Here is a 21,287-nt window from a genome sequence, read left to right as displayed (position 1 = left end):
CGGCCGGTTCCCACAGGTCACACTGTGCAGGCTTCGTGATGATCGTCGGGACGTGCGTCGGAGGAGCCATGAGCGCAGCGGGTACCACGGAGGTCGCGGTCCGGCACATACTCAGCGACAAGGTGACGGGCGGACTCCTCAAGCCGAGGACGCGCACGATCACCTGGTCCGCCGCCCACTACTCGGTGAAGCGGCCCCCGTCGGGCAAGCACACGGTGGAGCTGACCTGCACCGAGTGCTCGGCGTCCCTGCTCGCCGAGGTCCGCGACCAGGCCACCACCCGCAGGCTCGCGACCGTCATGCTGGTCGCCGCGGCCGTGTCCCTGGTCGCCTTCTTCGCCGCCCTCGGCTACGCCGTCCACGAGGGCGGCAGGACCCTCCCCGAAGGCCAGTCGCTCCCCGTCCTCTTCCCGATCAGCGTCGTCACCGTCTTCGTCGCCTTCGTCGCCGCGCCCACGTTCTACGCCCGCGGCCGGAACTACAACGGCGTCAGCATGCTCGACGCCCCCAAGCCGCGCCGCGGCCACCAGATCAGGCCCGTGCGGGCGGGGCGGTCGCGCGTACGAACTCGCCGATGAGCGCGGCCAGTTGGGCGGGCTGGTCCAGCGGGAGCAGCGTGTAGCCGTCGGCCACCTCCACCAGCCGTCCCCGGGGCAGGAGTTCGGCCAGCCGGCGCCCGTGCTCCGGCGGCATCACCCGGTCCTCGCTCGCCCACACCATCAGCGCGGGGCGGTCGAACTCCCCCAGCCGCAGGGCGGTTTGCTCCAGCAGGCGGCGCCCGTCCGCGGCCGCGGCACGCAGCACCCGTACGGCGTCACGGCGGATCTCCGGCTGCCGTCGGACCGGTTCCGTCCAGCGCGCGGTGACCGCGTCCCCGCGCTTGGTCAGCCACCCGAACGCGAACGGCAGGCGGCGCAGCGCGCGCACCCGCATCTGCCGCATGAACTGCCCGAACAGCCACGGCGAGAGGCGCCCCGCGAGCACGAGCGTGCGGCCCGTCAGCCCCGGCGGGAAGTTGTCGTACGCCTCGCAGGAGACCAGCACAGCCCGGCCCACGCGCGCGGACCCCTCCGCCATCAGCAGCTGCACCAGCGCGCCGCCGGTGTCGTTCCCGACGAGTGTGACGTCCCGCAGGTCCAGCCGGTCGAGGAGTTCGGTGACGAGCCGGGCCACCCCGGGCAGCGACAGATCGGCGTCCGCGCGCATCGGCCGGCGGTGTGCGCCGAGGGGAAGGGTGGGGGCCACGCACCGGTGTGCGGCGGCCAGTTGGGCGATCGGGGCCGCCCACAGCGAGGCGTCCATCAGCAGCCCGTGCAGCAGCACCAGGACGGCCCCGTCGCCGCCCGTGTCCTCGTAGGCGACGGGCCCGGCCGAGAGTTCGATCAGGTGCTGTGTGGACGTCGCGGCCGGTTCGGTCCTGGGCATGAGCGCCTCCCGTGAGTGTCTGCACTCAAGAGGGCCGCGAGGTGCGGAAGTGTGACACGGCGCCGACGGGGTGACCCGCCTGCGCCGGTGCCTGGCCGACCGTCAGGCGTTCGGGTCGAAGGAGATCCCGGACGGCTTCGCGATGGACAGGGCGTAGTTGAAGTCGACGTCCCTGATCTTCAGGGTGGCCGAGCCGAAGTCGGCGGCGAGGAGCTTGTCCTTGAGGCCGGCCGGGTATCCGTTCCAGCCCACCAGGCGAGGGTAGAACCAGTTGCCGGTGGCGTTCTCGGCGGGCTCGTCGTTCGTGTTGGCGAAGCGGAAGTCGTGCGAGCCGATGCCGTCCTTGTGATAGACGATCTTGGGGTGCGTGCCGTCGAACCGCACCCCCGAGGCCGCCGACACCTGGTACGAGGAGTGCTGCGACACCGACACGTACTGCACCGTGTTGTCCTTGATCCAGACGACGACGTGCTCCCAGTCGTGGGTGTGCCCGATGGCCGCAGGACCCAGGGTGACCTGGTCCTTCTCGAAGTAGCTCGCGTACATCACCGCGCACCAGTCGTTGTTGCACTTCTCGCGGGAGTACGTGTTGGAGTTGTTCAGCTGCGCGAGGTCGTGGCAGTGCCCGTTGACGTCGCCGCCGAGCTTCAGCCCGGGGTTGATGGTGCCGTCGGTGCCGATGGCGGCCGTGGCGTAGCAGCCGTCGCCGTCGTAGTCGTAGGCCGGGGAGAAGGTCTGCTCCAGACCGTCCGCGTTCTGCGGGAGGGCCGTCAGTACGGAGGCCTGGGCGGCCGTCGCCTGTCCGACCACGAGGGCCAGCGCACCGAGGACGGTGACGACGGCGGAGCGGCGAAGACGCCGGCTCCGGGGCTTCGCGGTGCTGTCGGTGGGGGGTGTCAGTTCAGGCACGCCGACTCCAGTTCTTGGCTGTGGGGGCGCTACTGGATGCGCCAGGTCCAGACCTTCGCAGTCGGGTGTGTGCACGTCAACACCCTTGCGGTGTACGGATCTTGGCCCGTCGCTGAATTCTGTCGCGCCCCCGGCGCCGCACTCCGGAAACGGCTCGTCAGCCGTGCGCGGAGGTCACCCGTCGGATCGGTCGGGAAGGTCCGGAAGGTCGTCAAGGAAGTCCGCCGAGGGGACGTAGAAGAGACTTCCGGTGACGGCCGTCGAGAAGTCCAGGATGCGGTCGTGGGACGCGGTGTCGGTGCCCAGGAACATGTTGCGCAGCATCTGCTCCGTGACCGAGGGCGTCCGCGCGTACCCGATGAAGTAGGTGCCGAACTCGCCCTGGGCCGCGCTGCCGAAGGGCATGTTGTCGCGGAGGATCTTCCGCTCGGTGCCGTCCGGGCCGGTGATGACGTTCAGCGCGAGATGCGAGTCGGCCGGCTTGACGTCGTCGTCCATCTCCATGTTGGTCAACTTGCTGCGCCCGATGGCCCGTTCCTGCTGCTCCACCGGCAGCGCGTTCCAGGCCGCCATGTCGTGGACGTACTTCTGCACGATCACATAGCTGCCGCCCGCGAACTCCGGGTCCTCGCCGCCGATGACCACCGCGTCGCGGGCCGTCTGCCCGACGGGGTTCTCCGTGCCGTCGACGAAGCCCAACAGGTCCCGCACGTCGAAGTACTGGAACCCGGACACCTCGTCGCGCACGGTGACCGCGCCGGCCAGCCGGGCCATGATCGCGGTGGCCAGCTCGAAGCACAGGTCGGCCCGTACGGCCTTGATGTGGAAGAGCAGGTCGCCGGGGGTGGAGACGGCACGGTGGCGGTCGCCGACGAGTTCGCGGAACGGGTGCAGCTCGGCGGGGCGCGGGCCGCCGAACAGGCGGTCCCACACCTCCGAGCCGATGCCGGTGACACAGCTGAGCCGTCCGTCCGGCGCGCGGAACCCGACGGACCGCGTCAACCCGGCCAGATCCTCCAGGAGTTGGCGGACCGCGTCCTCGCCGCCGGGCTCCACGGTGACGACGAGGAAGGTCGCGCTGGGGGTCAGCGTCTCCAGTACCGCCTGCGAGGTCGGGACGGTGCCCTCGCCGCCGACGCTGCCGTCCGTGCCCTCGACCGAGCCGTCAACTGTCATGTACTCCACGCCTCCGCTGTGTCCTGGGAGGTGCCGGCCGGCACCTCCAGCGTCAGCCGAGTTTCCCAGTCCGCGCGTCCTGCCAGAGATCCACCCCGCCGTCGACGGCGTACGAGTCGATCTCCGCCAGCTCCTCCTTGCTGAAGTCGAGGTTGTCCAGCGCGGCCACGTTCTGTTCGAGCTGCTCGGTGCGGGACGCGCCGATGACCAGCGAGGTGACCCGCTCGTCGCGCAGCGCCCAGGCGAGCGCCATCTGCGCGAGGGTCTGCCCGCGCCGGGCGGCGATGTCGTTCAGCGCGCGCAGCCGGCGCACCATGTCGTCGGTCAGCCAGCCCGCGTCGAACGACGTGCCCTGTGCGGCCCGCGACCCCTCCGGGATGCCGTCCAGATACCGCCCGGTCAGCAGCCCCTGCGACAGCGCGGTGAACCCGATGACCCCGAAGCCCTCGTCCCGCGCGACGTCGAGCAGCCCGTCGTCCTCGATCCACCGGTTGAGCATGTTGTACGACGGCTGGTGGATGAGGAGCGGCGTGCCCAGGTCGCGGAGGATCGCGGCGGCCTCGCGGGAGCGGTCGGCGTCGTAGGACGAGATGCCGACGTAGAGCGCCTTGCCCTGGCGGACGGCGGTGTCGAGCGCGCCCATCGTCTCCTCGAGCGGGGTGCCCGCGTCGAGGCGGTGGGAGTAGAAGATGTCCACGTAGTCCAGGCCCGTGCGCTTCAGCGACTGGTCGAGCGAGGCGAGGAGGTACTTGCGGGAGCCGCCGCCCTGGCCGTACGGACCGGGCCACATGTCCCAGCCGGCCTTGGTGGAGACCACCAGCTCGTCCCGGTACGGCGCGAGGTCCTGCTTCAGCAGCCGGCCGAAGTTGGCCTCGGCCGCGCCGTAGGGCGGGCCGTAGTTGTTCGCCAGGTCGTGGTGGGTGATGCCGAGGTCGAAGGCGCGCAGCGCGATCTCCCGCTGCGTCTCGAACGGGCGGTCGTCACCGAAGTTGTGCCAGTAACCCAGCGACAGCAGGGGCAGGTCGAGCCCCGAGCGGCCGGTGCGGCGGTAGCGCATGGTGCCGTTGTAGCGCTCAGGATCTGCGACGTGGTTCATCGGGGGCTCTCCGCGAGGTGCATGAGGGGGCGGTGCGGCCGGGGGTGGCCGCCCTGCCTACTGTGCCCCCGCGCGAATTCGGCGTCCAACTGTTCCCCGCCATCGGATTCAGCAGTGCCGTCACTGAATCCGGAAGCGGATCGGTGCGCGGGGCACCGGCGCCACCTGGGACGGCTCCACATCTCCCACCCCGGCAGGACATCAAACTTGAACCGTTTGTTTTCTTGAATCGTTCGTGTTTAAGGCTGTAGGTTGATCGGCATGACCGCATCCCAGCCACCGACCACCGCTGAGGAGCTGCGCGGTGCCGGCCTGCGGGTGACGGCAGCCCGCGTCGCGCTGCTCGAGACCGTCCGGCACGGTGACCACCTCGATGTCGAGGGAGTCGCCTCCGGGGTCCGTGACCGCGTAGGACACATATCGCTCCAGGCCGTCTACGACGCGCTGCACGCGCTGACCTCGGCCGGACTCATACGCCGTATCGAACCGGCCGGCAGCCCCGCCCGCTTCGAAGGACGCGTCGGCGACAACCACCACCACCTCATGTGCAGGTCGTGCGGTGTCGTCGCCGATGTCGACTGCGCGGTCGGCGAGGCACCCTGCCTGACCGCCGCCGACGACCAAGGCTTCTCGATCGACGAGGCCGAGGTCATCTACTGGGGCCTGTGCCCCGCCTGTACCGACGCCCCCCGTACCTGAATCACGTGTTCCCCCAGTTCGGAAGGATTCCCATCCATGTCTGAGAACCACGACGCAATCGTCACGGACGCGAAGTCGGAGGACGCAGGGGGCTGCCCCGTCGCGCACGGGCGCGCCGCGCACCCCACCCAGGGCGGCGGCAACCGTCAGTGGTGGCCCGAGCGCCTCAACCTGAAGATCCTCGCCAAGGACCCGGTCGTCGCGAACCCGCTCGGCGCGGACTTCGACTACGCCGCGGCGTTCGGCGCCCTTGACCTGGCGGCCGTGAAACAGGACATCGCCGAGGTGCTGACCACCTCGCAGGACTGGTGGCCGGCCGACTTCGGCAACTACGGCCCGCTGATGATCCGTATGGCCTGGCACAGCGCCGGCACCTACCGCATCAGCGACGGCCGCGGCGGTGGCGGCCGCGGCCAGCAGCGCTTCGCGCCGCTGAACAGCTGGCCGGACAACGGCAACCTGGACAAGGCCCGCCGTCTGCTGTGGCCCGTCAAGAAGAAGTACGGCCAGTCGATCTCCTGGGCCGACCTCCTGATCCTCACGGGCAACGTGGCGCTCGAGACGATGGGCTTCGAGACCTTCGGCTTCGCCGGCGGCCGCGCCGACGTCTGGGAGGCCGACGAGGACGTGTACTGGGGTCCCGAGACCACCTGGCTCGACGACCAGCGCTACACCGGCGACCGCGAGCTGGAGAACCCGCTCGGCGCCGTCCAGATGGGCCTCATCTACGTCAACCCCGAGGGCCCGAACGGCAACCCGGACCCGCTGGCCGCCGCCCGCGACATCCGTGAGACCTTCCGCCGCATGGCGATGAACGACGAGGAGACCGTCGCCCTCATCGCCGGTGGCCACACCTTCGGCAAGACCCACGGCGCCGGCCCGGCCGACGCGGTCGGCGACGACCCCGAGGCCTCCCCGCTGGAGCAGCAGGGCCTGGGCTGGAAGTCCACCTACGGCACCGGCAAGGGCGGCGACGCGATCACCTCCGGCCTCGAGGTGACCTGGACCACCAAGCCCACCCAGTGGAGCAACGACTTCTTCGACATCCTCTTCGGCTACGAGTGGGAGCTGACCCAGAGCCCCGCCGGCGCCAACCAGTGGGTGGCCAAGGACGCCGAGGCGATCATCCCCGACGCGCACGACGCGTCGAAGAAGAAGCTTCCGACGATGCTCACCACCGACCTCTCGCTGCGCTTCGACCCGATCTACGGCGAGATCTCCAAGCGCTTCCACGAGAACCCGGCCGAGTTCGCGGACGCCTTCTCCCGCGCCTGGTTCAAGCTGACCCACCGTGACCTCGGCCCGAAGTCCCTGTACCTCGGCCCGGAGGTCCCCGCGGAGAGCCTGCTGTGGCAGGACCCGCTGCCGCAGGCCGAGGGCGAGGCCATCGACGCCGCCGACGTCACCGCGCTCAAGGCGAAGATCCTCGCCTCCGGCCTGACCGTCCCGCAGCTCGTGTCCACCGCCTGGGCGTCCGCCTCCACCTTCCGTGGCAGCGACAAGCGCGGCGGTGCCAACGGCGCCCGTATCCGCCTGGAGCCGCAGCGCGGCTGGGAGGCCAACGACCCCGACCAGCTCGCCTCCGTGCTGCGGGTCCTCGAGGGCATCCAGCAGGAGTTCAACACCGGCGCCAAGAAGGTCTCCCTGGCCGACCTGATCGTCCTCGGCGGTGCCGCCGCGGTCGAGAAGGCCGCCAAGGACGGCGGCGTCGACGTGGAGGTCCCCTTCACGCCGGGCCGTGTCGACGCCACCGAGGAGCACACGGACGTCGAGTCGTTCGCCGCGCTGGAGCCGACCGCCGACGGCTTCCGCAACTACCTCGGCAAGGGCAACCGCCTGCCGGCCGAGTACCTGCTGCTCGACCGCGCCAACCTGCTCACCCTGAGCGCCCCCGAGCTGACCGTCCTCATCGGCGGCCTGCGCGTCCTCGGCGCCAACCAGGGCCAGTCCACCCACGGTGTCCTCACCGACAGGGTCGGCACGCTGACCAACGACTTCTTCGTGAACCTGCTCGACCTGGGCACCGCGTGGACGTCGACCTCGGCGGACCAGCAGACCTTCGAGGCCCGCGACGCCTCCGGCGCCGTCAAGTGGACCGGCACCCGTGCCGACCTCGTCTTCGGCTCCAACTCCGAGCTGCGCGCGCTCGCCGAGGTCTACGCGAGCGACGACGCGAAGGAGAAGTTCGTGAAGGACTTCGTCGACGCGTGGGTCAAGGTCTCCAACCTGGACCGCTTCGACCTCGTCTGAGACTGAGTCCTGGTTCCGGTCCCACGGGAACGGACCACTGACGTCCGGGTCGGCCCTCACGGGTCGGCCCGGACGTTTCTCGTCCTCCGAACTCGGCGCACAGGAGGGCACGTTCGTCACATAAGCTCCTCCGCATGAACGAGGGGGAGCCCGGCAGACGGGTCGTGGACGGCCGCTTCGAGCTGGAGTCCCGGCTCGGCGGCGGTGGCATGGGCACGGTGTGGCGCGCCCAGGACCTGCTGCTGCACCGCTACGTCGCGGTCAAGGAGGTCCGGCCGCCGGACATCGACCTCGCCGAGTACGACCCCGCCGCCGCGGAGATGCTGCGTCAGCGGGTCCTGCGCGAGGCACGGGCGCTGGCCCGGGTCGAGCACCCGAACGTGGTGACGATCCATCACATCGTCGACGGCGGCCCGGGCACCTACCCCTGGCTCGTCATGGAACTCGTCCAGGGCGGCTCGCTCGCCGACCGGCTGGCCCGTGGCCCCATGTCCCCTGCGGAAGCAGCCCAGTTGGGCATCGGCGTGCTCGACGCCCTGAACGCAGCGCACCAGGCGGGTGTCCAGCACCGGGATGTGAAACCCGCCAACGTCCTGCTGCGCACCGACGGCCGCCCCGTCCTCACCGACTTCGGCATCGCCGCGATCCGCGACGCCACCGCCCTCACCGCGACCGGTTCCATCATCGGCACCCCCGACTACATGGCCCCGGAACGCGTCTCCGGCCAGAGCGGCGGTCCCGCCGCCGACCTCTGGTCGTTGGCGATGATGCTGTACGTCGCCGTCGAGGGCCACCACCCGCTCCAGCGCGGTACGACCCTGGCGACGCTGGCCGCCGTACTCCAGGAGGACGTGCCGCCGCCGATGCGGGCGGGATCGCTGACACCGGTGCTGTCCCTGGTGCTGGTCCGCGATCCCGAGGCACGGCCCGACGCCGGGACGGTCGGCCGGATGCTGGCCGCCGCCGCGGCCCAGCCCGAGGACCGGCGCCCCGAGTCCACCTCGTACCGGATCGCCCCGCCCGTGCCTCCGTCGCTGCCGCCCACGAACGGCATGCCGACGACTACCGGTCGGCGCCGTCCTCCGGGGAAGCGGTCCCGAGGGGTTGCGGTCGCTTCCAGCGTCGTAGGCGTCCTGCTGGTGGGGACACTCGCCTGGAAGGTGCTGCCGGGCGGCAACGACAAGAACGACACGAGTACGTCGTCACCGGGGGCCACAGGTCAGACGCAGCGGCAGAGCGACACGCCCACCGCGTCGGCGAGCCAGAGCAGTGCCGCCGTGAAGACGCAGGACATGCTGACCCCGGCCGGTATCCGGACCGCGATCAAGGCGTTCGAGGAGAAGACCGGGAGCGACCGTTTCGCGGACTTCTCCGTCTACCCCGGGTACGTCATCGCGGACGTGATGGTGAAGGGCAGTCAGACGAAGTTCGACAGATACACCTATCGCTCCGGCACGGGCTTCGACGAGGGCGTCACCAAGAGCACGCTGGCGGGCGGCGAGGAGCCGACGAAGCTGGACGACTTCAACTGGGACGCCGTTCCAGCACTGTTGGCGCGTGCGAAGAAGGAACTGAAGGTTGAGAAGCCGACGTCTCGATACCTGCTGCTCCGGTCGCCCGACAGCATCTTCGACACACCTGCCGGCATGGCGATCTATCTGAGCGACGACTACGACGTCGGCGGCTACATGGAGGCCAACCCCAAGGGCGCCGTGACCAGGGTGATGCCGTCCGACGGGTAGGTTCGCCCCGTGCCCACCTTGCTGATCGTGCATCACACGCCCTCGCCCAACTGCCAGGCGATGTTCGAGGCCGTCGTCTCCGGGGCGACGGCACCGGAGATCGAGGACGTGCGCGTCGTACGCCGTGCCGCGCTGTCCGCGACCGTGTCGGACGTGCTGGACGCCGATGGCCTGCTGCTGGGCACGCCCGCGAACCTCGGGTACATGTCCGGGGCCCTGAAGCACTTCTTCGACCAGATCTACTACCCGTGCCTGGACGAGACCCGAGGACGGCCCTTCGGCTACTACGTGCACGGCGGGAACGACGTGACCGGAGCCGTGCGCGGCATCGAGTCGATCACGACCGGGCTCGGCTGGCGGCGGGCCGCGGAACCCGTGACGCTGACCGGCGAGCCGGACCGGGCCGGTGTCGAGGCGTGCTGGGAACTCGGGGCGACGATCGCCGCCGGACTGGAGGCCTGAGCGGGCGGCCGCCACCCGTTTGGACCCCGAGAAGTGTCGTGACCCCCCGGAGGACCCGCAGCGTGGAGGGACATGCCCCTCTGAGTGACAGGAGTTCTTCATGAGGAAGCGTCTGACGGCCGCGGTCGGTCTCGCGGGTGCGGCGTTGCTGCTCTGCGCCGGTACGGCGAGCGCGGACCCCGACCCCACCGGTTCCGCCGCCGACAGCCCGGGCGTGCTCTCCGGCAACGTCGTCCAGGTGCCGGTCGACCTCGACCTGAACCTGTGCGGCGACTCGATCGACGTCATCGGTCTGCTCAACCCCGCGCTGGGCAACCAGTGCCAGAACTCCGACTGACGAGCCGTACCGTGAACGAGCCGCGGGCCCTGTGCCCGCGGCTCGTTCCGTGTGTCAGGGGACGTCGGTCAGCCGGTGCAGGGGAGTGCCGTGGGCCCAGCGCCGCAGCCGTGAGCCGTCGATCAGCTGGATGCCGCCCTGCCGCCGCGCCCACTGGACGTCACGCCGGCTGAAGGTGCCCCGGTGGACGACGATCCGGAGGTGCGGTCCTTCGCCGGGCGTACGGGCTGAGCGCGTCGGTGTCTCCTCGCCGGGCAGCGGTTCGGCGACCGGCCGGAAGGCCACGTCCAGCCGGTGACCGAGCCGGTTGCGCGCCCGGACCCGGGGCAGGCCCTGTGCGTCGGGCCTGGCCAGCGCCCGCCAGCCGTCCCGGCGCAGCATCCGGGACACGGCCAGGGCGAGCCCCTCCACATCCAGGTCGGCGATCTCGTCGGGCGTGTAGTAGCCCAGGCGGCGACGGGCCCGGGGCCGGTTGTGCCGGACCACGGCCGCCGTGATCACCGCGAGCAGCGCCAGGCCGCCGGCGAGCGCTCCGGTGCCGAGAGTGCGGTACGCGACGGCCAACCCGGCCACGATCCCGCACACGACCAGGACGACCAGGAGCAGGGCGGGCAGCACCTCGTGCAGGGCGGGACCGTAGCGCCCCTGGGCACGCAGCGCACGGATCGCCTCCCGTCGACGGGAGCGCTGCGACTCATGCCTCTCGTGCCTCCGCAGCCTCTGTGGCAACAGAGCCAACTGCCCCCACCCCCAAGCGCGTTGACGCCTGCGGTAGGGATACCCGCCGGATGTGCTCCACGTGCGCGGGGACGGGAACCGGCCACCAAACCGGCCGAACTGTTTCGGCGGGGTGCCGTGACCCCACGGGCAACGAACTCGTCCCTCCAGACCTCTGGCCCCCGGGACTTACCGACCGGTATACAAGGCCAGTTGAACGAGAGACGACCGCACCGGGTGTGTCCCGTCGCGCCGTCTCGGACCTGGGGGAGGAACTCCATGAAGCGTGAGACGCATCAGGCCACGACGGCACACCAGCGCGGCAGGGCCGTGGCGGTCGCGGCGGCGGTCAGCGGCTGCGCCCTCGTCGTCGCGTCCGCGGCACCCGCGGCGGCGCACAACTCCGGCCAGGGGCACGGCCGTTCGACTCGGTACGTGGCGCTCGGCGACTCCTACACCTCGGGGCCGTACATCCCGACCCAGGTCGACGCCAACTGTGCGCGTTCCGACCACAATTACCCCTCGCTGGTGGCGGCGGACCGCAGAGGGACCGTGCTCAAGGACGTGAGCTGCAGCGGGGCGACGACCGCCGAGATGTGGAAGGCGCAGGGCACGAACGGGCCCCAACTCGACGCCGTGCAGCGGAACACCGACCTGGTGACGCTTCAGATAGGCGGCAACGACATCGGGTTCAGCACCATCATCGGCACCTGCGCCAAGCTCAGCGCCACGGACCTCACCGGCAACCCCTGCCAGCGCTACTACAACTCCACCGGCGCCGACCAGTTGGTGCTGAGCATCCTCAACACCGCGCCCAAGGTGACCAAGGTGCTGCGGGCCGTGCACAAGAAGGCACCGCACGCGCGCGTGGTCGTCGTCGGCTACCCGGACCTGCTGCCGAACGACGGCAGCGGCTGCTACCCCTCCGTCCCGTTCGCCGCCAAGGACTTCCCCTACCTCCGCGACACCGGCAAGCGCCTCAACCTGATGCTCCGCGTGGTCGCCGCCCTCAACGGCGCCGAGTACGTCGACACCTACGGCCCGACCGTCGGCCACGACATGTGCAAGGCGCCCGCGGACCGCTGGATCGAGCCGCTGCAGCCCGCCTCCCCGGCGGCTCCGGCGCACCCCAACGCGAAGGGCGAGGCGGCCATGGCGGGCGCGGTGCTCAAGCAGCTGGACCGGCGCCACCGGTACTGACGGACAGCCCGCGGCCCGGGTTTTCCACAGGCGGAGGGGGTGTACTCGCTAAAGACGCCCCTGACGAGGAAAGATGGGGGCCGTACGCGAAGCAGTTCGATACGGAGGAGCGGGCACATGCCACACGAGCGAGCGGGCGAACAGGCCCGACCCGAGGATCTCGTCGACGTCGCCCGCCTGGTCACCGCGTACTACGCGCTGCACCCGGACCCCGCCGAGCCGGGGCAGCGCGTAGCGTTCGGCACCTCGGGGCACCGGGGCTCGTCCCTGGCGACCGCGTTCAACGAGGACCACATCGCGGCCACCAGCCAGGCCATCTGCGAGTACCGCGCGGACCAGGGCACCGACGGGCCCCTCTTCCTCGGCGCCGACACGCACGCGCTGTCCGAGCCCGCGAAGGTCACCGCGCTGGAGGTGTTCGCCGCCAACGGGGTCACGGTCCTCATCGACAGCGCCGACGGCTACACGCCGACCCCGGCGGTGTCCCACGCGATCCTCGCCCACAACCGCGGCCGCACCTCGGGCCTCGCGGACGGTGTGGTGGTCACCCCGTCCCACAACCCGCCCGCCGACGGCGGCTTCAAGTACAACCCGCCGAACGGCGGCCCGGCCGGCTCCGAGGCCACCTCGTGGATCCAGGACCGCGCCAACGACATCATCACGGGCGGCCTCAAGGACGTACGCCGCATCCCGTACACCCGCGCGCTCGCCGCCCCCGGCACGGGCCGCTACGACTTCCTCGGCACGTACGTCGCCGACCTGCCGAGCGTCCTCGACCTGGACGCGATCCGTACGGCGGGGGTGCGGATCGGCGCCGACCCGCTGGGCGGGGCGTCCGTCGCCTACTGGGGACGCATCGCCGAGGAGCACCGGCTCGACCTGACCGTGGTCAATCCGCTCACGGACCCGACCTGGCGGTTCATGACGCTGGACTGGGACGGCAAGATCCGCATGGACTGCTCGTCGCCGTACGCGATGGCCTCGCTGATCGCCCAGCGCGACCGGTTCGACATCGCCACGGGCAACGACGCCGACTCCGACCGGCACGGCATCGTGACCCCGGACGCGGGCCTGATGAACCCGAACCACTACCTGGCCGCCGCCATCGCCTACCTCTACGCCCACCGCGAGCGGTGGCCCGCCGACGCGGGCGTGGGCAAGACGCTGGTGTCCTCCTCGATGATCGACCGGGTCGCCGCCGACCTCGGGCGCCGGCTCGTCGAGGTGCCCGTCGGCTTCAAGTGGTTCGTGGACGGGCTGGTCGACGGCTCGCTCGGCTTCGGCGGCGAGGAGTCCGCCGGCGCGTCCTTCCTGCGCCGGGACGGCTCCGTGTGGACCACCGACAAGGACGGCATCATCCTGGCGCTGCTGGCCAGCGAGATCACCGCGGTCACCGGGAAGACCCCGTCCGAGCACTACAAGGGGCTCACGGACCGCTTCGGCTCGCCCGCCTACGCCCGGATCGACGCCCCCGCGAGCCGCGAGGAGAAGGCGCTCCTCGCCAAGCTCTCGCCCGCGCAGGTCACCGCCGACACCCTGGCCGGCGAACCTGTCACCGGCGTCCTCACCGAGGCACCGGGCAACGGCGCGGCCCTCGGCGGCATCAAGGTGACCACCGAGAACGCCTGGTTCGCGGCGCGGCCCTCCGGCACCGAGGATGTCTACAAGATCTACGCCGAGTCCTTCCACGGCCCCGAGCACCTCGGCCAGGTCCAGGAGGAGGCGAAGGCCGTGGTCGGGGCGGCGCTGGGCGGCTGACACGGTCGGCCGGGTACCGGCTGTCACCGGAATGAACCGTGTGGCGGCCGGTGTTGGGCGACACGTGAGTGACGACGCAAGGTGGATGTGAGCCCCGTATGTCCATGGAAACGACCGACTACACGGGGCAGACGTCGTGCGGGGACGACACGCGCTCCCCGCTGCGCGACTTCCTGCGCACCGAGACCGGAAGCGCCGCCGTGCTGGTCGCGGCGGCGCTCGTCGCGCTTGTGTGGGCCAACGCGGCACCGTCGGCGTACGAGACGTTCTGGGAGACCCATCTCTCCGTGCGGCTCGGCTCGCACGGGATCTCGCTCGATCTGCGCGAGTGGGTCAACAGCGGGCTGATGACCCTGTTCTTCCTCGTCGTCGGGCTGGAGGCGCGCCGGGAGTTCGACATGGGCGAGCTGCGCGAGCGGCGGCGGCTGGCCCTGCCGGTGGTCGCGGGCGCCAGCGGGATGCTCGTGCCGATCGCCATCTACCTGGCCATCAACAGCGGCCACGGCTCGGCGAACGGCTGGGGCGCGGTGATGTCCACCGACACCGCGTTCGCCCTGGGCATGCTCGCCGTCGTGGGCCGCCACATGCCGCCCGGGCTGCGGGTCTTCCTCCTCACGATCACCGTCGTGGACGACTTCCTGGCGCTCGTGGTGATCGCCGTCTTCTACAGCGACCACATCGCCGTACCGGCCCTCCTGGTCGCCGTCGCCATGTTCGCCGTCGTGGTGGTGCTCCGGCGGTTCAGAGTGCGCAGGGGTCCGCTGTACGCGCTGCTCGGGGTCGTCGCCTGGGTCGCCCTGCTCAAGTCGGGCGTCGACCCGGTCGTCATCGGCCTCGCCATGGGCCTGATCACGTACGCCTACCCGGCGGGACGCGACGACCTGGAGCGTGCCACCGGCCTCTTCCGGCTCTTCCGCGAACAGCCGACCCCGGAACTGGAACGCGACGTACGCGCAGGCATCGCCTCCGCGATCTCCCCGAACGACCGCCTCCAGCGCATGTACCACCCGTGGGCCAGCTACGCCGTCGTCCCGCTGTTCGCGCTGGCCAACGCCGGTCTCCACCTCAGCGGGGAGCAGCTCGCCCGGGCCTTCACCTCACCCGTCGCGCTGGGCATCCTCATCGGGTACGTCGTCGGCAAGCCGCTCGGCATCGTCGCCTCGACCGCGCTGACCAGCGCCCTGTCCCGGGGCCGCATCCGGCCGCCGGTCGGGTGGGGCGCGGTGACCGCGGGCGGCACGCTGGCCGGCGTCGGCTTCACCGTCTCCCTGCTGATCGCGACCCTCGCCTTCGACGGGACCACCCTGGAGGACGCGAAGACGGGCATCCTCAGCGCCGTCGTCTGCTCGTTCATCGTCGGCCGACTGGTCACCGGGGCGATCGGACTGCTCCCGCCGCAGATCCGGCCCCGCGTCCTGTTCGGCCGCGCGGAGACCATCGTCGACCTGTCGGTCCCGGTCGACCCCGACCGCGACCACCTGCGTGGCCCGCGCCACGCGCCGGTGACCGTCGTGGAGTACGGCGACTACGAATGCCCCTACTGCGGCCAGGCCGAGCCGGTCGTCCGCGAGCTGCTCGGCGCCTTCGGGGACGAGGTGCGGTACGTGTGGCGGCACCTTCCGCTCACGGACGTCCACACCCACGCCCAGCTCGCCGCCGAGGCGTCCGAGGCCGCCGCGCTGCAGGGCGGCTACTGGGAGATGCACGACCTGCTCCTCAGCCACCAGGGCGCCCTGCGCTTCAACGACCTGCGGGACTACGCCGGCCAGATCGGACTCGACGTCGCCCGCTTCGCCCGCGACATGATGGCCCACGCCGGGGCGGGCCATGTCGCCGAGGACGTCGAGTCGGCCGACCTCAGCGGGGTCGCGGGCACCCCGACGTTCTTCGTGAACGGCCGCAGACACCATGGCGCGTACGACATCGAGGGTTTGTCGCAGGCGGTGCGGGCGGCTCGGGAGCGGGCGGCGGTGGCGGTTCAGGTGTCCTGACGGCGGGGCCCGATGAGGGTCGGCAGACGGCATCGTCCCAGTTCGGCGAGGGCATCGGGCGGCGGGAATGGACTGCTGGGTGCCGGTGTTAAGACGCATGTAGCTGACATGCTCGGGACAATATCCCGGGATGTGAGCGGAAGGAGGTCCTCATGGCACGCACCACGAACCGTCCCGTCGTCACCCTGAAGTCGACGGCCGGAACCGGCGTCACCTACGTGACGCGCAAGAGCCGTCGCAACGACCCCGACCGGCTGGTCCTGCGCAAGTACGACCCGGTGGCGGGGACGCACGTCGACTTCCGCGAAGAGCGTTGAGTCGAGTACGGCAGCTGTCCCGCGAGGCCGGCCCGGCGGTCGCACCGCGAAGCCGGCCGAGCGGTGGTCCCACGAACGAAGCAGAGCGGCCGTCCCGCGGCGGACGGCCTGAGGAAGGAAGCACCATGAGGTCTGGCATCCACCCCGTGTCCCGTCCGGTCGTCTTCCGCGACCGTGCGGCGGACACCGCGTTTCTCACCACCTCGACCGCGCAGTCGGCGCGCACGATCGAGTGGGCGGACGGGAACACGTACCCGCTGATCGACGTCGAGATCTCGTCGGCCAGCCACCCGTTCTACACCGGCAACACGCGCGTCGTGGACACCGCGGGCCGTGTGGAGCGCTTCGAGCGCCGCTATGGGAGGACGTCATGAAGGTTCGCAACTCGCTTCGTTCGCTGAAGGCCAAGCCCGGCGCGCAGGTGGTACGGCGTCGCGGTGTGACGTTCGTGATCAACAAGAAGGACCCGCGCTTCAAGGCCCGCCAGGGCTGACGCGGCGCGTACGACCGGCGGATCCATGGACGGATCCGGCACTGTCGACGGATCGACCGGCCCGGCTCCCGCTTCTCGCGGGGGCCGGGCCGCTGTCGTTCCCGCGCCGCGTTTCGGAGGGGGAGAAATACGTTCTTTATGCTTATAGCGGTACCAACCCCCTTGGAGTGGTCGATGTCCCGCAAGCGCCCGACGGACGACGGTGACGAACTGCTGGCCAGACTCGGGACGCTGACCGCCCAGGCCCGCGAGCGGGCGGAGCTCCAGCGCTCCCTGCTCGAACTGGCCGTCGCCCTGCAGCGCGGCATGCTGCCCGGCGACATGCCCGTGACCCCGCGGTTCCACCTCGCGGTCCAGTACTCGCCCGCGAATCACGGCCTCAACGTGGGCGGCGACTGGTACGACGCCTTCACGATGCCCGACGGGCGAATAGGCCTGTCCATCGGCGACGTCCAGGGGCACAACATCGAGGCCGCCGCCTTCATGGGCCAGGTCCGGGTGGGGCTGCGGGCACTCGCGTCCGTCACCAGCGAGCCCGGCGAACTCCTCTGCCTCACGAACGATCTGCTGCTCTCCCTCGGCACCGAACTCTTCGCGACCTGCACGTTCATGCGCCTGGACCCGGTCACCGGCGTCCTGGAGAGCGCGCGGGCCGGACACATACCCTCCGTCTGGGCTACGGCGGACGGCCGCTCCGGCATCACTGACGACGAGGGCGGCCCGCCCCTCGGCATCGTCGCGGGCCAGCGGTACCCGGTGACCGAGCACCGCCTCACCACCGGCGGCGTCTTCGTCCTGGTGACCGACGGCGTGGTGGAAGGCCCCTCGATGAACGTCGACGAAGGCCTCGACCAGGTCGTCCGCCTAGCCGGAGTGGCCGCCGTGGCGGGCATGGACGCGGGCTCCCTCGCGGCAGCCGTGATCAAGGGCGCCGAGCGGGTGGGCCACGAGGACGACGCGGCGGTACTGGTCGTGGGGCACGACGCGCCCGAGAGCGAGGCGTAGGGCCTGTCGGCGATGCCCCGGCTGCGGCCCTGCGCGCGGACACCACCCCCCCACCCCGCCCTTCTCGCCTCGCCGACAAAGCCGCCTCAGTGTCTGATGGCTGCTGTGGTGGGTTTCGAGGAGCTGCGGCGGCCGGGCGGGTACGTCCTGCTGACGTTGGCCGTCGCCGGGGGCTACTTCGGCGCGGGGCGGCTCGGGCTGCTGCGGGAGCTGGTGGTCGACGGGGCCGTGTTCACACCCATCTGGCCGCCCACCGGGGTCGCGGTGGCCTGTCTGCTGATCTTCGGGCTGCGGGTACTGCCCGGCATCGCCCTCGGCGCCCTCCTCGTGATCATGTCGATCACCTCGCTCCACCCGACCGTGTTTGTCATCCTGGTCGGCAACACCCTCGCCCCCGCCTGCGCCTTGCTCATGCTGCGCCGGGTCGGCTTCCGCACGGACCTCGGACGGCTGCGTGACGGCCTCGCCCTGGTGTTCCTGGGCGCCCTGTCCGCGATGCTGGTCAGCGCGACCTGCGGGGCCGGACTCCTCGTCCTCACCGACAAGCTGGCCGCGCACTCCTTCTGGCCGGTCTGGCTCGGCTGGTGGGTGGGCGACGCGATGGGCGTCCTGATCGTCACCCCGCTCCTGCTCCTGCTGCGGACCGTGCGCCTGCCCCTGGACCTGCACCGGTGGAGGGAGGCCTGTGGGCTCGCGGCGGCCATCGGCGTGATCGTCCCCCTGGTCACCCACAACCGCATCAGCCTGCTGTTCCTGATCTATCCGCTGCTGATCTGGGCGGCCCTGCGCTTCCGGTTCGCCGGCAGCATGCTGTGCGCCCTGTTCGCTTCCGTCATGGCCACCATCGCGGCGACCCAGGAGACGGGCCCGTTCGCGGACCTGACCCACGTCGAGGTCATGATGAAACTCCAGGCGTTCAACGGCACGATGGCCTTCACCGCCCTGCTGCTCTCCTCGGTCATCACCGAGCAGCGCAACACCCGGATCTCGGTGGAGAACGCCTGCCAGGAACTGGCCGAGGTCCTGGAACACCTCACCGCGGGCGACCCTCGTCAGGGCGGCCGACCGTGACCGTCCCGCCCCGGCCGGCCCTTCCGCCCGGTCAGAGGAGACCCGCGTCGCCCCGCCTGCGCAGCACCAGCAGCGCGGTGTCGTCGCGGGGCGTGCCCGCCGTGTGGCGGCGCAGATCGCCGTAGACGGTGGCCGGTACGTCCTTCGGGAGGACGTCGCCCCAGGCCGCCGCGCGCTCCTCGAGCGGATAGAACGCGCCGGACGGATCGCGTGCCTCGGTGACCCCGTCCGTGCAGAGCAGCAGCGTGCCGTCCGGCGGGAAGACGAACCATTCGACGGTACGCGGCTCAGGGGCCAGCGCGTCGAGGCCCAGCGGGACGCACGGTTCCTGCCGGAGCACCGGCGTGGCCCGCTCGTCGTGCAGCAGCAGCGGAGCCACGTGACCGCAGTTGATCGCCTGGACCTCGTCCCCGCCGTCGACGCCCAGCACGATCGCCGTCACGAAACGCTCCCGCTCACCGGTCTGCGCCGCGAACGAGTTGTGCCGTAGCACCGCCTCCTCCAGGGCGTCGACCACGGCGGTGAGGGTCGGCTCGGCGACGGCCGCCTCGCGGAAGGCGCTCAGCACGGCGAACGCGGCGCTGATCGCCTGGAGGCCCTTGCCCTGGACGTCGGCGATGAACACCCGGCTGCCGTACGGCGAGGAGACCACCTCGTAGACGTCACCGCCGACCCGGCTGTCCTCCTCCACGGGCTGGTAGAGGCCGTGCACCAGGAGCTGGTCGGTCATCAGCGGGAACGGGCGCAGGATCTGGCGCTGCAGGGCCGCGGCGGCGGAGCGCAGCCGGGCGATCTCGCCCTCCCAGCGGATCCGCTGCGCCGCCCGCGCCACGCTGAGGCCGTTGAAGACCAGGGTGAAGGCGATGACGGCCGCGTCGGCGCCCGCCGTGCCCAGCGGGGTGTCGACGAGGGAGGCGGCGATGACGAGCGTCACCCACGCCGAGGCGACGACGGTCTGCCGGACGGTGCCGCGCCCGGCGAGCAGCGCGGGCAGCACCACGAGAAAGGGGGCGGGCCGGGTGTCCCGGCCGAGCACGACACCGGTCACCGCCACGATCAGCGTGACGACGACGAGCCAGAACACCACGACGGCCCAGCTGAGCGGAGGCGTGGAGCGCTGCCCTGCGTCTACCACGGTGGAACCGGCCGGATCTCTCGAGGTGCGCACCGGCCCTCCGCTTCCTTCAGTCGTCGAACAACCGTCGGGAAAGCTTCCCACTCTTCAATATCAGCCCCACGTGTACCGTCCGCGAGCTGCGACAACAGCTCCGGCCGACCCGGGACACACAGGACCCGCACAGGGGGGCTACATTCCGATCCGTATGTTCGACCGAGGTGGGGGAGTTGGGGACCGTTGTTCATCTGGCGCACACTGCGGGGTGAATGGCAGGGCATTGTCGTCGATCCGGTACGACAGCTGCTGCGGCGCGGACTGATGGGGGTGTCCCTCGCGTTCGTCGCCGCCTTCGGTGTGATCTTCTTCCACGCGGTGGCACAGAACCCGACCGGCGCCGAGATCGTCCGGGACATCGGCGGCGTCCAGGGCGACCTGCCGCTGTGGCTCGCCCTGGTGCGCACCCCCATATCGCTGTACGTCCCCGCCCTCGACCTCCCGGTCTGGGCCGGCATCACCCAGCTGTTCCTCGCCTTCGCACTGGCCGAGCTGGCCCTCGGCCGGGCCCGCACCCTCGTCGTCGCCTACGTGACCACCCTGGCCGGCACCCTCACGGTGCGCGTGATGCTGCTGATCGGACCCGGCTGCGGCGGCATCGGGCTGCGGCCGGAGATCGGGCACGTCCTCGACACCGGGCCGTCGGCGGCGGTCGTAGGACTGTTCACGTATCTCGCGGTCGTCCGGCGCGCGCCCGTCGTGTTCTTCCTCACCGGGGGATCGATGGTGTGGGAGTCGATCGTGAAGCCCAATCTGGCCGGGCGGGAACACCTGGTCGCGGTGGCCGCCGCCGTCGTCCTGGGCCTGGTCCACGAGCTGCGGCACCGGCGGCCGACCGTCACGACGCTGCTGCCGCAGTACAACGCCGAGCAGCCGGTCAGGGCCGAGACGCGCTGCCCATCTCCGCACTGAATCCGGCCGGTTCGCTGTCGAACCCCCGCACCATCGGGCGGAACTCCCAGGCGCCGGAGGCGTCCTTGGTGAACTCCGCGACCGTCGCGGCGGTGGATCCGGCCACCCCCGTGAAGTCGTCGGACAGCAGCTCCTTGTACCCCTCCACGACCAGCGTCCTGGCGTGCGACAGCTCGCCGAACGTCCTGGCCCCGCCGTTCTGGTGGATCGCCACCCCGACGACCACCCGCGCGAACGACCCGGCGAGACGGTCGAGTTCGAGGACCATCACCTCCATGTACCCGTACCCCTGGCCGCTCTCGCTGTGCCGGCTCATGTTGATCGTGCCGTCCGGCGAGCGGCTCTCGGAGTTGACGACGTACACCGGCCGTCCGTGCGGGGCGTCGGCGGAGTAGGTCGCCGCGACGATGTCCAGATGGCGCGGCTGCTGCCCCCAGGGACTCGGATCCCAGCGGAGCCGTACCTCGACCTTGCCCGCAACTGTGCTGACACTGCTCACTGATCGCCGCTCCCGTATCAGGCCATCACGGGACAATCCCCGCACGGTCAAGTATCG

General features: G+C 70.9%; 22 protein-coding genes. 15 read left to right on the top strand and 7 right to left on the bottom strand.

Going from position 1 to position 21,287, the window contains the following annotated elements:
* The first annotated feature begins 68 nt into the window (after nucleotides 1-68).
* Entirely contained in the window at nucleotides 69-578 is a 510-nt protein-coding gene (locus tag OHT77_RS04275) for a hypothetical protein (protein ID WP_328826608.1), read from the top strand.
* Here the strand turns inward: OHT77_RS04275 and OHT77_RS04270 are convergent.
* From OHT77_RS04270 to mgrA, 4 genes are all read right to left on the bottom strand, one after another.
* A complete protein-coding gene (locus OHT77_RS04270; protein WP_328826607.1) occupies nucleotides 532-1,425 on the bottom strand; it encodes an alpha/beta fold hydrolase in 894 nt (297 codons plus the stop codon). The two genes, OHT77_RS04275 and OHT77_RS04270, sit on opposite strands and share 47 nt — an antisense overlap.
* Before the next feature lie 102 nt (nucleotides 1,426-1,527).
* Nucleotides 1,528-2,235 (bottom strand): NPP1 family protein, encoded by a 708-nt coding sequence (locus tag OHT77_RS04265; RefSeq protein WP_328834150.1) that lies wholly within the window; start codon nucleotides 2,233-2,235, stop codon nucleotides 1,528-1,530.
* A 273-nt stretch (nucleotides 2,236-2,508) separates the two neighbouring features.
* A complete protein-coding gene (locus OHT77_RS04260; RefSeq protein ID WP_328826606.1) occupies nucleotides 2,509-3,510 on the bottom strand; it encodes a Dyp-type peroxidase in 1,002 nt (333 codons plus the stop codon).
* 52 nt (nucleotides 3,511-3,562) lie between these two features.
* The gene (gene mgrA, locus OHT77_RS04255) at nucleotides 3,563-4,606 is read right to left on the bottom strand and encodes an L-glyceraldehyde 3-phosphate reductase (protein ID WP_328826605.1); all 1,044 of its coding nucleotides are present in this window, start codon (nucleotides 4,604-4,606) and stop codon (nucleotides 3,563-3,565) included.
* A 261-nt stretch (nucleotides 4,607-4,867) separates the two neighbouring features.
* Between mgrA and OHT77_RS04250 the strand changes: the two genes are divergently transcribed.
* From OHT77_RS04250 to OHT77_RS04230, 5 genes are all read left to right on the top strand, one after another.
* Entirely contained in the window at nucleotides 4,868-5,305 is a 438-nt protein-coding gene (locus tag OHT77_RS04250; protein WP_328826604.1) for a Fur family transcriptional regulator, read from the top strand.
* A 36-nt stretch (nucleotides 5,306-5,341) separates the two neighbouring features.
* Nucleotides 5,342-7,555 carry a catalase/peroxidase HPI gene (gene katG / locus OHT77_RS04245; protein ID WP_328826603.1) on the top strand — a complete coding sequence of 738 codons (2,214 nt, stop codon included), beginning with the start codon at nucleotides 5,342-5,344 and terminating at the stop codon, nucleotides 7,553-7,555.
* Nucleotides 7,556-7,689: 134 nt separating this feature from the next.
* Nucleotides 7,690-9,297: a serine/threonine-protein kinase gene (locus OHT77_RS04240; RefSeq protein ID WP_328826602.1), complete on the top strand. Its 1,608-nt coding sequence runs from the start codon at nucleotides 7,690-7,692 to the stop codon at nucleotides 9,295-9,297.
* A 9-nt stretch (nucleotides 9,298-9,306) separates the two neighbouring features.
* Nucleotides 9,307-9,759: a flavodoxin family protein gene (locus tag OHT77_RS04235; RefSeq protein WP_328826601.1), complete on the top strand. Its 453-nt coding sequence runs from the start codon at nucleotides 9,307-9,309 to the stop codon at nucleotides 9,757-9,759.
* A gap of 100 nt (nucleotides 9,760-9,859) precedes the next feature.
* A complete protein-coding gene (locus OHT77_RS04230; protein WP_266778253.1) occupies nucleotides 9,860-10,096 on the top strand; it encodes a chaplin in 237 nt (78 codons plus the stop codon).
* Nucleotides 10,097-10,150: 54 nt separating this feature from the next.
* Here OHT77_RS04230 and OHT77_RS04225 read toward each other — a convergent pair whose 3' ends face one another.
* Nucleotides 10,151-10,834, bottom strand: coding sequence for a hypothetical protein (locus tag OHT77_RS04225; protein WP_420309642.1), 684 nt, complete (start codon nucleotides 10,832-10,834; stop codon nucleotides 10,151-10,153).
* A 258-nt stretch (nucleotides 10,835-11,092) separates the two neighbouring features.
* Here OHT77_RS04225 and OHT77_RS04220 point away from each other — a divergent pair, with 258 nt between their 5' ends.
* From OHT77_RS04220 to OHT77_RS04185, 8 genes are all read left to right on the top strand, one after another.
* A complete protein-coding gene (locus OHT77_RS04220) occupies nucleotides 11,093-12,013 on the top strand; it encodes an SGNH/GDSL hydrolase family protein (RefSeq protein ID WP_328826600.1) in 921 nt (306 codons plus the stop codon).
* Nucleotides 12,014-12,130: 117 nt separating this feature from the next.
* On the top strand, nucleotides 12,131-13,771 hold the full coding sequence (gene pgm, locus OHT77_RS04215) for a phosphoglucomutase (alpha-D-glucose-1,6-bisphosphate-dependent) (RefSeq protein ID WP_328826599.1): 1,641 nt from the start codon (nucleotides 12,131-12,133) through the stop codon (nucleotides 13,769-13,771).
* Nucleotides 13,772-13,869: 98 nt separating this feature from the next.
* Nucleotides 13,870-15,762, top strand: coding sequence for a Na+/H+ antiporter NhaA (gene nhaA, locus OHT77_RS04210; RefSeq protein WP_328826598.1), 1,893 nt, complete (start codon nucleotides 13,870-13,872; stop codon nucleotides 15,760-15,762).
* Between the two features lie 152 nt (nucleotides 15,763-15,914).
* Nucleotides 15,915-16,079: a 50S ribosomal protein L33 gene (gene rpmG, locus OHT77_RS04205; RefSeq protein ID WP_328826597.1), complete on the top strand. Its 165-nt coding sequence runs from the start codon at nucleotides 15,915-15,917 to the stop codon at nucleotides 16,077-16,079.
* Between the two features lie 125 nt (nucleotides 16,080-16,204).
* A complete protein-coding gene (locus tag OHT77_RS04200) occupies nucleotides 16,205-16,453 on the top strand; it encodes a type B 50S ribosomal protein L31 (protein WP_026150279.1) in 249 nt (82 codons plus the stop codon).
* Nucleotides 16,450-16,572: a type B 50S ribosomal protein L36 gene (ykgO, locus tag OHT77_RS04195; RefSeq protein WP_014669332.1), complete on the top strand. Its 123-nt coding sequence runs from the start codon at nucleotides 16,450-16,452 to the stop codon at nucleotides 16,570-16,572. The genes OHT77_RS04200 and ykgO overlap by 4 nt, the downstream gene beginning before the upstream one ends.
* Before the next feature lie 174 nt (nucleotides 16,573-16,746).
* Nucleotides 16,747-17,577, top strand: a complete 831-nt coding sequence (locus OHT77_RS04190; protein WP_328826596.1) for a PP2C family protein-serine/threonine phosphatase — start codon at nucleotides 16,747-16,749, stop codon at nucleotides 17,575-17,577.
* A 96-nt stretch (nucleotides 17,578-17,673) separates the two neighbouring features.
* On the top strand, nucleotides 17,674-18,648 hold the full coding sequence (locus OHT77_RS04185; protein ID WP_328826595.1) for an MASE1 domain-containing protein: 975 nt from the start codon (nucleotides 17,674-17,676) through the stop codon (nucleotides 18,646-18,648).
* 31 nt (nucleotides 18,649-18,679) lie between these two features.
* Here the strand turns inward: OHT77_RS04185 and OHT77_RS04180 are convergent, their stop codons facing one another.
* Entirely contained in the window at nucleotides 18,680-19,816 is a 1,137-nt protein-coding gene (locus tag OHT77_RS04180) for a PP2C family protein-serine/threonine phosphatase (protein WP_328826594.1), read from the bottom strand.
* Between the two features lie 186 nt (nucleotides 19,817-20,002).
* On the opposite strand from OHT77_RS04180, the gene OHT77_RS04175 reads away from it, so the two are divergent.
* The gene (locus tag OHT77_RS04175; protein WP_266778274.1) at nucleotides 20,003-20,731 is read left to right on the top strand and encodes a hypothetical protein; all 729 of its coding nucleotides are present in this window, start codon (nucleotides 20,003-20,005) and stop codon (nucleotides 20,729-20,731) included.
* On the opposite strand, the gene OHT77_RS04170 is transcribed toward OHT77_RS04175, so the two are convergent.
* Nucleotides 20,697-21,230, bottom strand: a complete 534-nt coding sequence (locus OHT77_RS04170) for a TerD family protein (protein WP_328826593.1) — start codon at nucleotides 21,228-21,230, stop codon at nucleotides 20,697-20,699. The genes OHT77_RS04175 and OHT77_RS04170 overlap by 35 nt on opposite strands.
* Between the last annotated feature and the right edge of the window lie 57 nt (nucleotides 21,231-21,287).

It is taken from the genome of Streptomyces sp. NBC_00252, from assembly GCF_036187565.1.
In the GTDB taxonomy this organism is placed as follows: Bacteria; Actinomycetota; Actinomycetes; order Streptomycetales; family Streptomycetaceae; genus Streptomyces.
The sequence above is the reverse complement of the archived record's forward strand: the minus strand, read 5'-3'. Positions and strand labels throughout refer to the sequence as shown.

Coding starts and splice junctions, on each gene's coding strand:
- OHT77_RS04275 (WP_328826608.1), top strand. CDS start 69: ATGAGCGCAGCGGGTACCACGGAGGTCGCGGTCCGGCACATACTCAGC.
- OHT77_RS04270 (WP_328826607.1), bottom strand. CDS start 1,425: ATGCCCAGGACCGAACCGGCCGCGACGTCCACACAGCACCTGATCGAA.
- OHT77_RS04260 (WP_328826606.1), bottom strand. CDS start 3,510: ATGACAGTTGACGGCTCGGTCGAGGGCACGGACGGCAGCGTCGGCGGC.
- mgrA (WP_328826605.1), bottom strand. CDS start 4,606: ATGAACCACGTCGCAGATCCTGAGCGCTACAACGGCACCATGCGCTAC.
- OHT77_RS04250 (WP_328826604.1), top strand. CDS start 4,868: ATGACCGCATCCCAGCCACCGACCACCGCTGAGGAGCTGCGCGGTGCC.
- katG (WP_328826603.1), top strand. CDS start 5,342: ATGTCTGAGAACCACGACGCAATCGTCACGGACGCGAAGTCGGAGGAC.
- OHT77_RS04240 (WP_328826602.1), top strand. CDS start 7,690: ATGAACGAGGGGGAGCCCGGCAGACGGGTCGTGGACGGCCGCTTCGAG.
- OHT77_RS04230 (WP_266778253.1), top strand. CDS start 9,860: ATGAGGAAGCGTCTGACGGCCGCGGTCGGTCTCGCGGGTGCGGCGTTG.
- OHT77_RS04220 (WP_328826600.1), top strand. CDS start 11,093: ATGAAGCGTGAGACGCATCAGGCCACGACGGCACACCAGCGCGGCAGG.
- pgm (WP_328826599.1), top strand. CDS start 12,131: ATGCCACACGAGCGAGCGGGCGAACAGGCCCGACCCGAGGATCTCGTC.
- nhaA (WP_328826598.1), top strand. CDS start 13,870: ATGTCCATGGAAACGACCGACTACACGGGGCAGACGTCGTGCGGGGAC.
- rpmG (WP_328826597.1), top strand. CDS start 15,915: ATGGCACGCACCACGAACCGTCCCGTCGTCACCCTGAAGTCGACGGCC.
- OHT77_RS04200 (WP_026150279.1), top strand. CDS start 16,205: ATGAGGTCTGGCATCCACCCCGTGTCCCGTCCGGTCGTCTTCCGCGAC.
- ykgO (WP_014669332.1), top strand. CDS start 16,450: ATGAAGGTTCGCAACTCGCTTCGTTCGCTGAAGGCCAAGCCCGGCGCG.
- OHT77_RS04190 (WP_328826596.1), top strand. CDS start 16,747: ATGTCCCGCAAGCGCCCGACGGACGACGGTGACGAACTGCTGGCCAGA.
- OHT77_RS04185 (WP_328826595.1), top strand. CDS start 17,674: ATGGCTGCTGTGGTGGGTTTCGAGGAGCTGCGGCGGCCGGGCGGGTAC.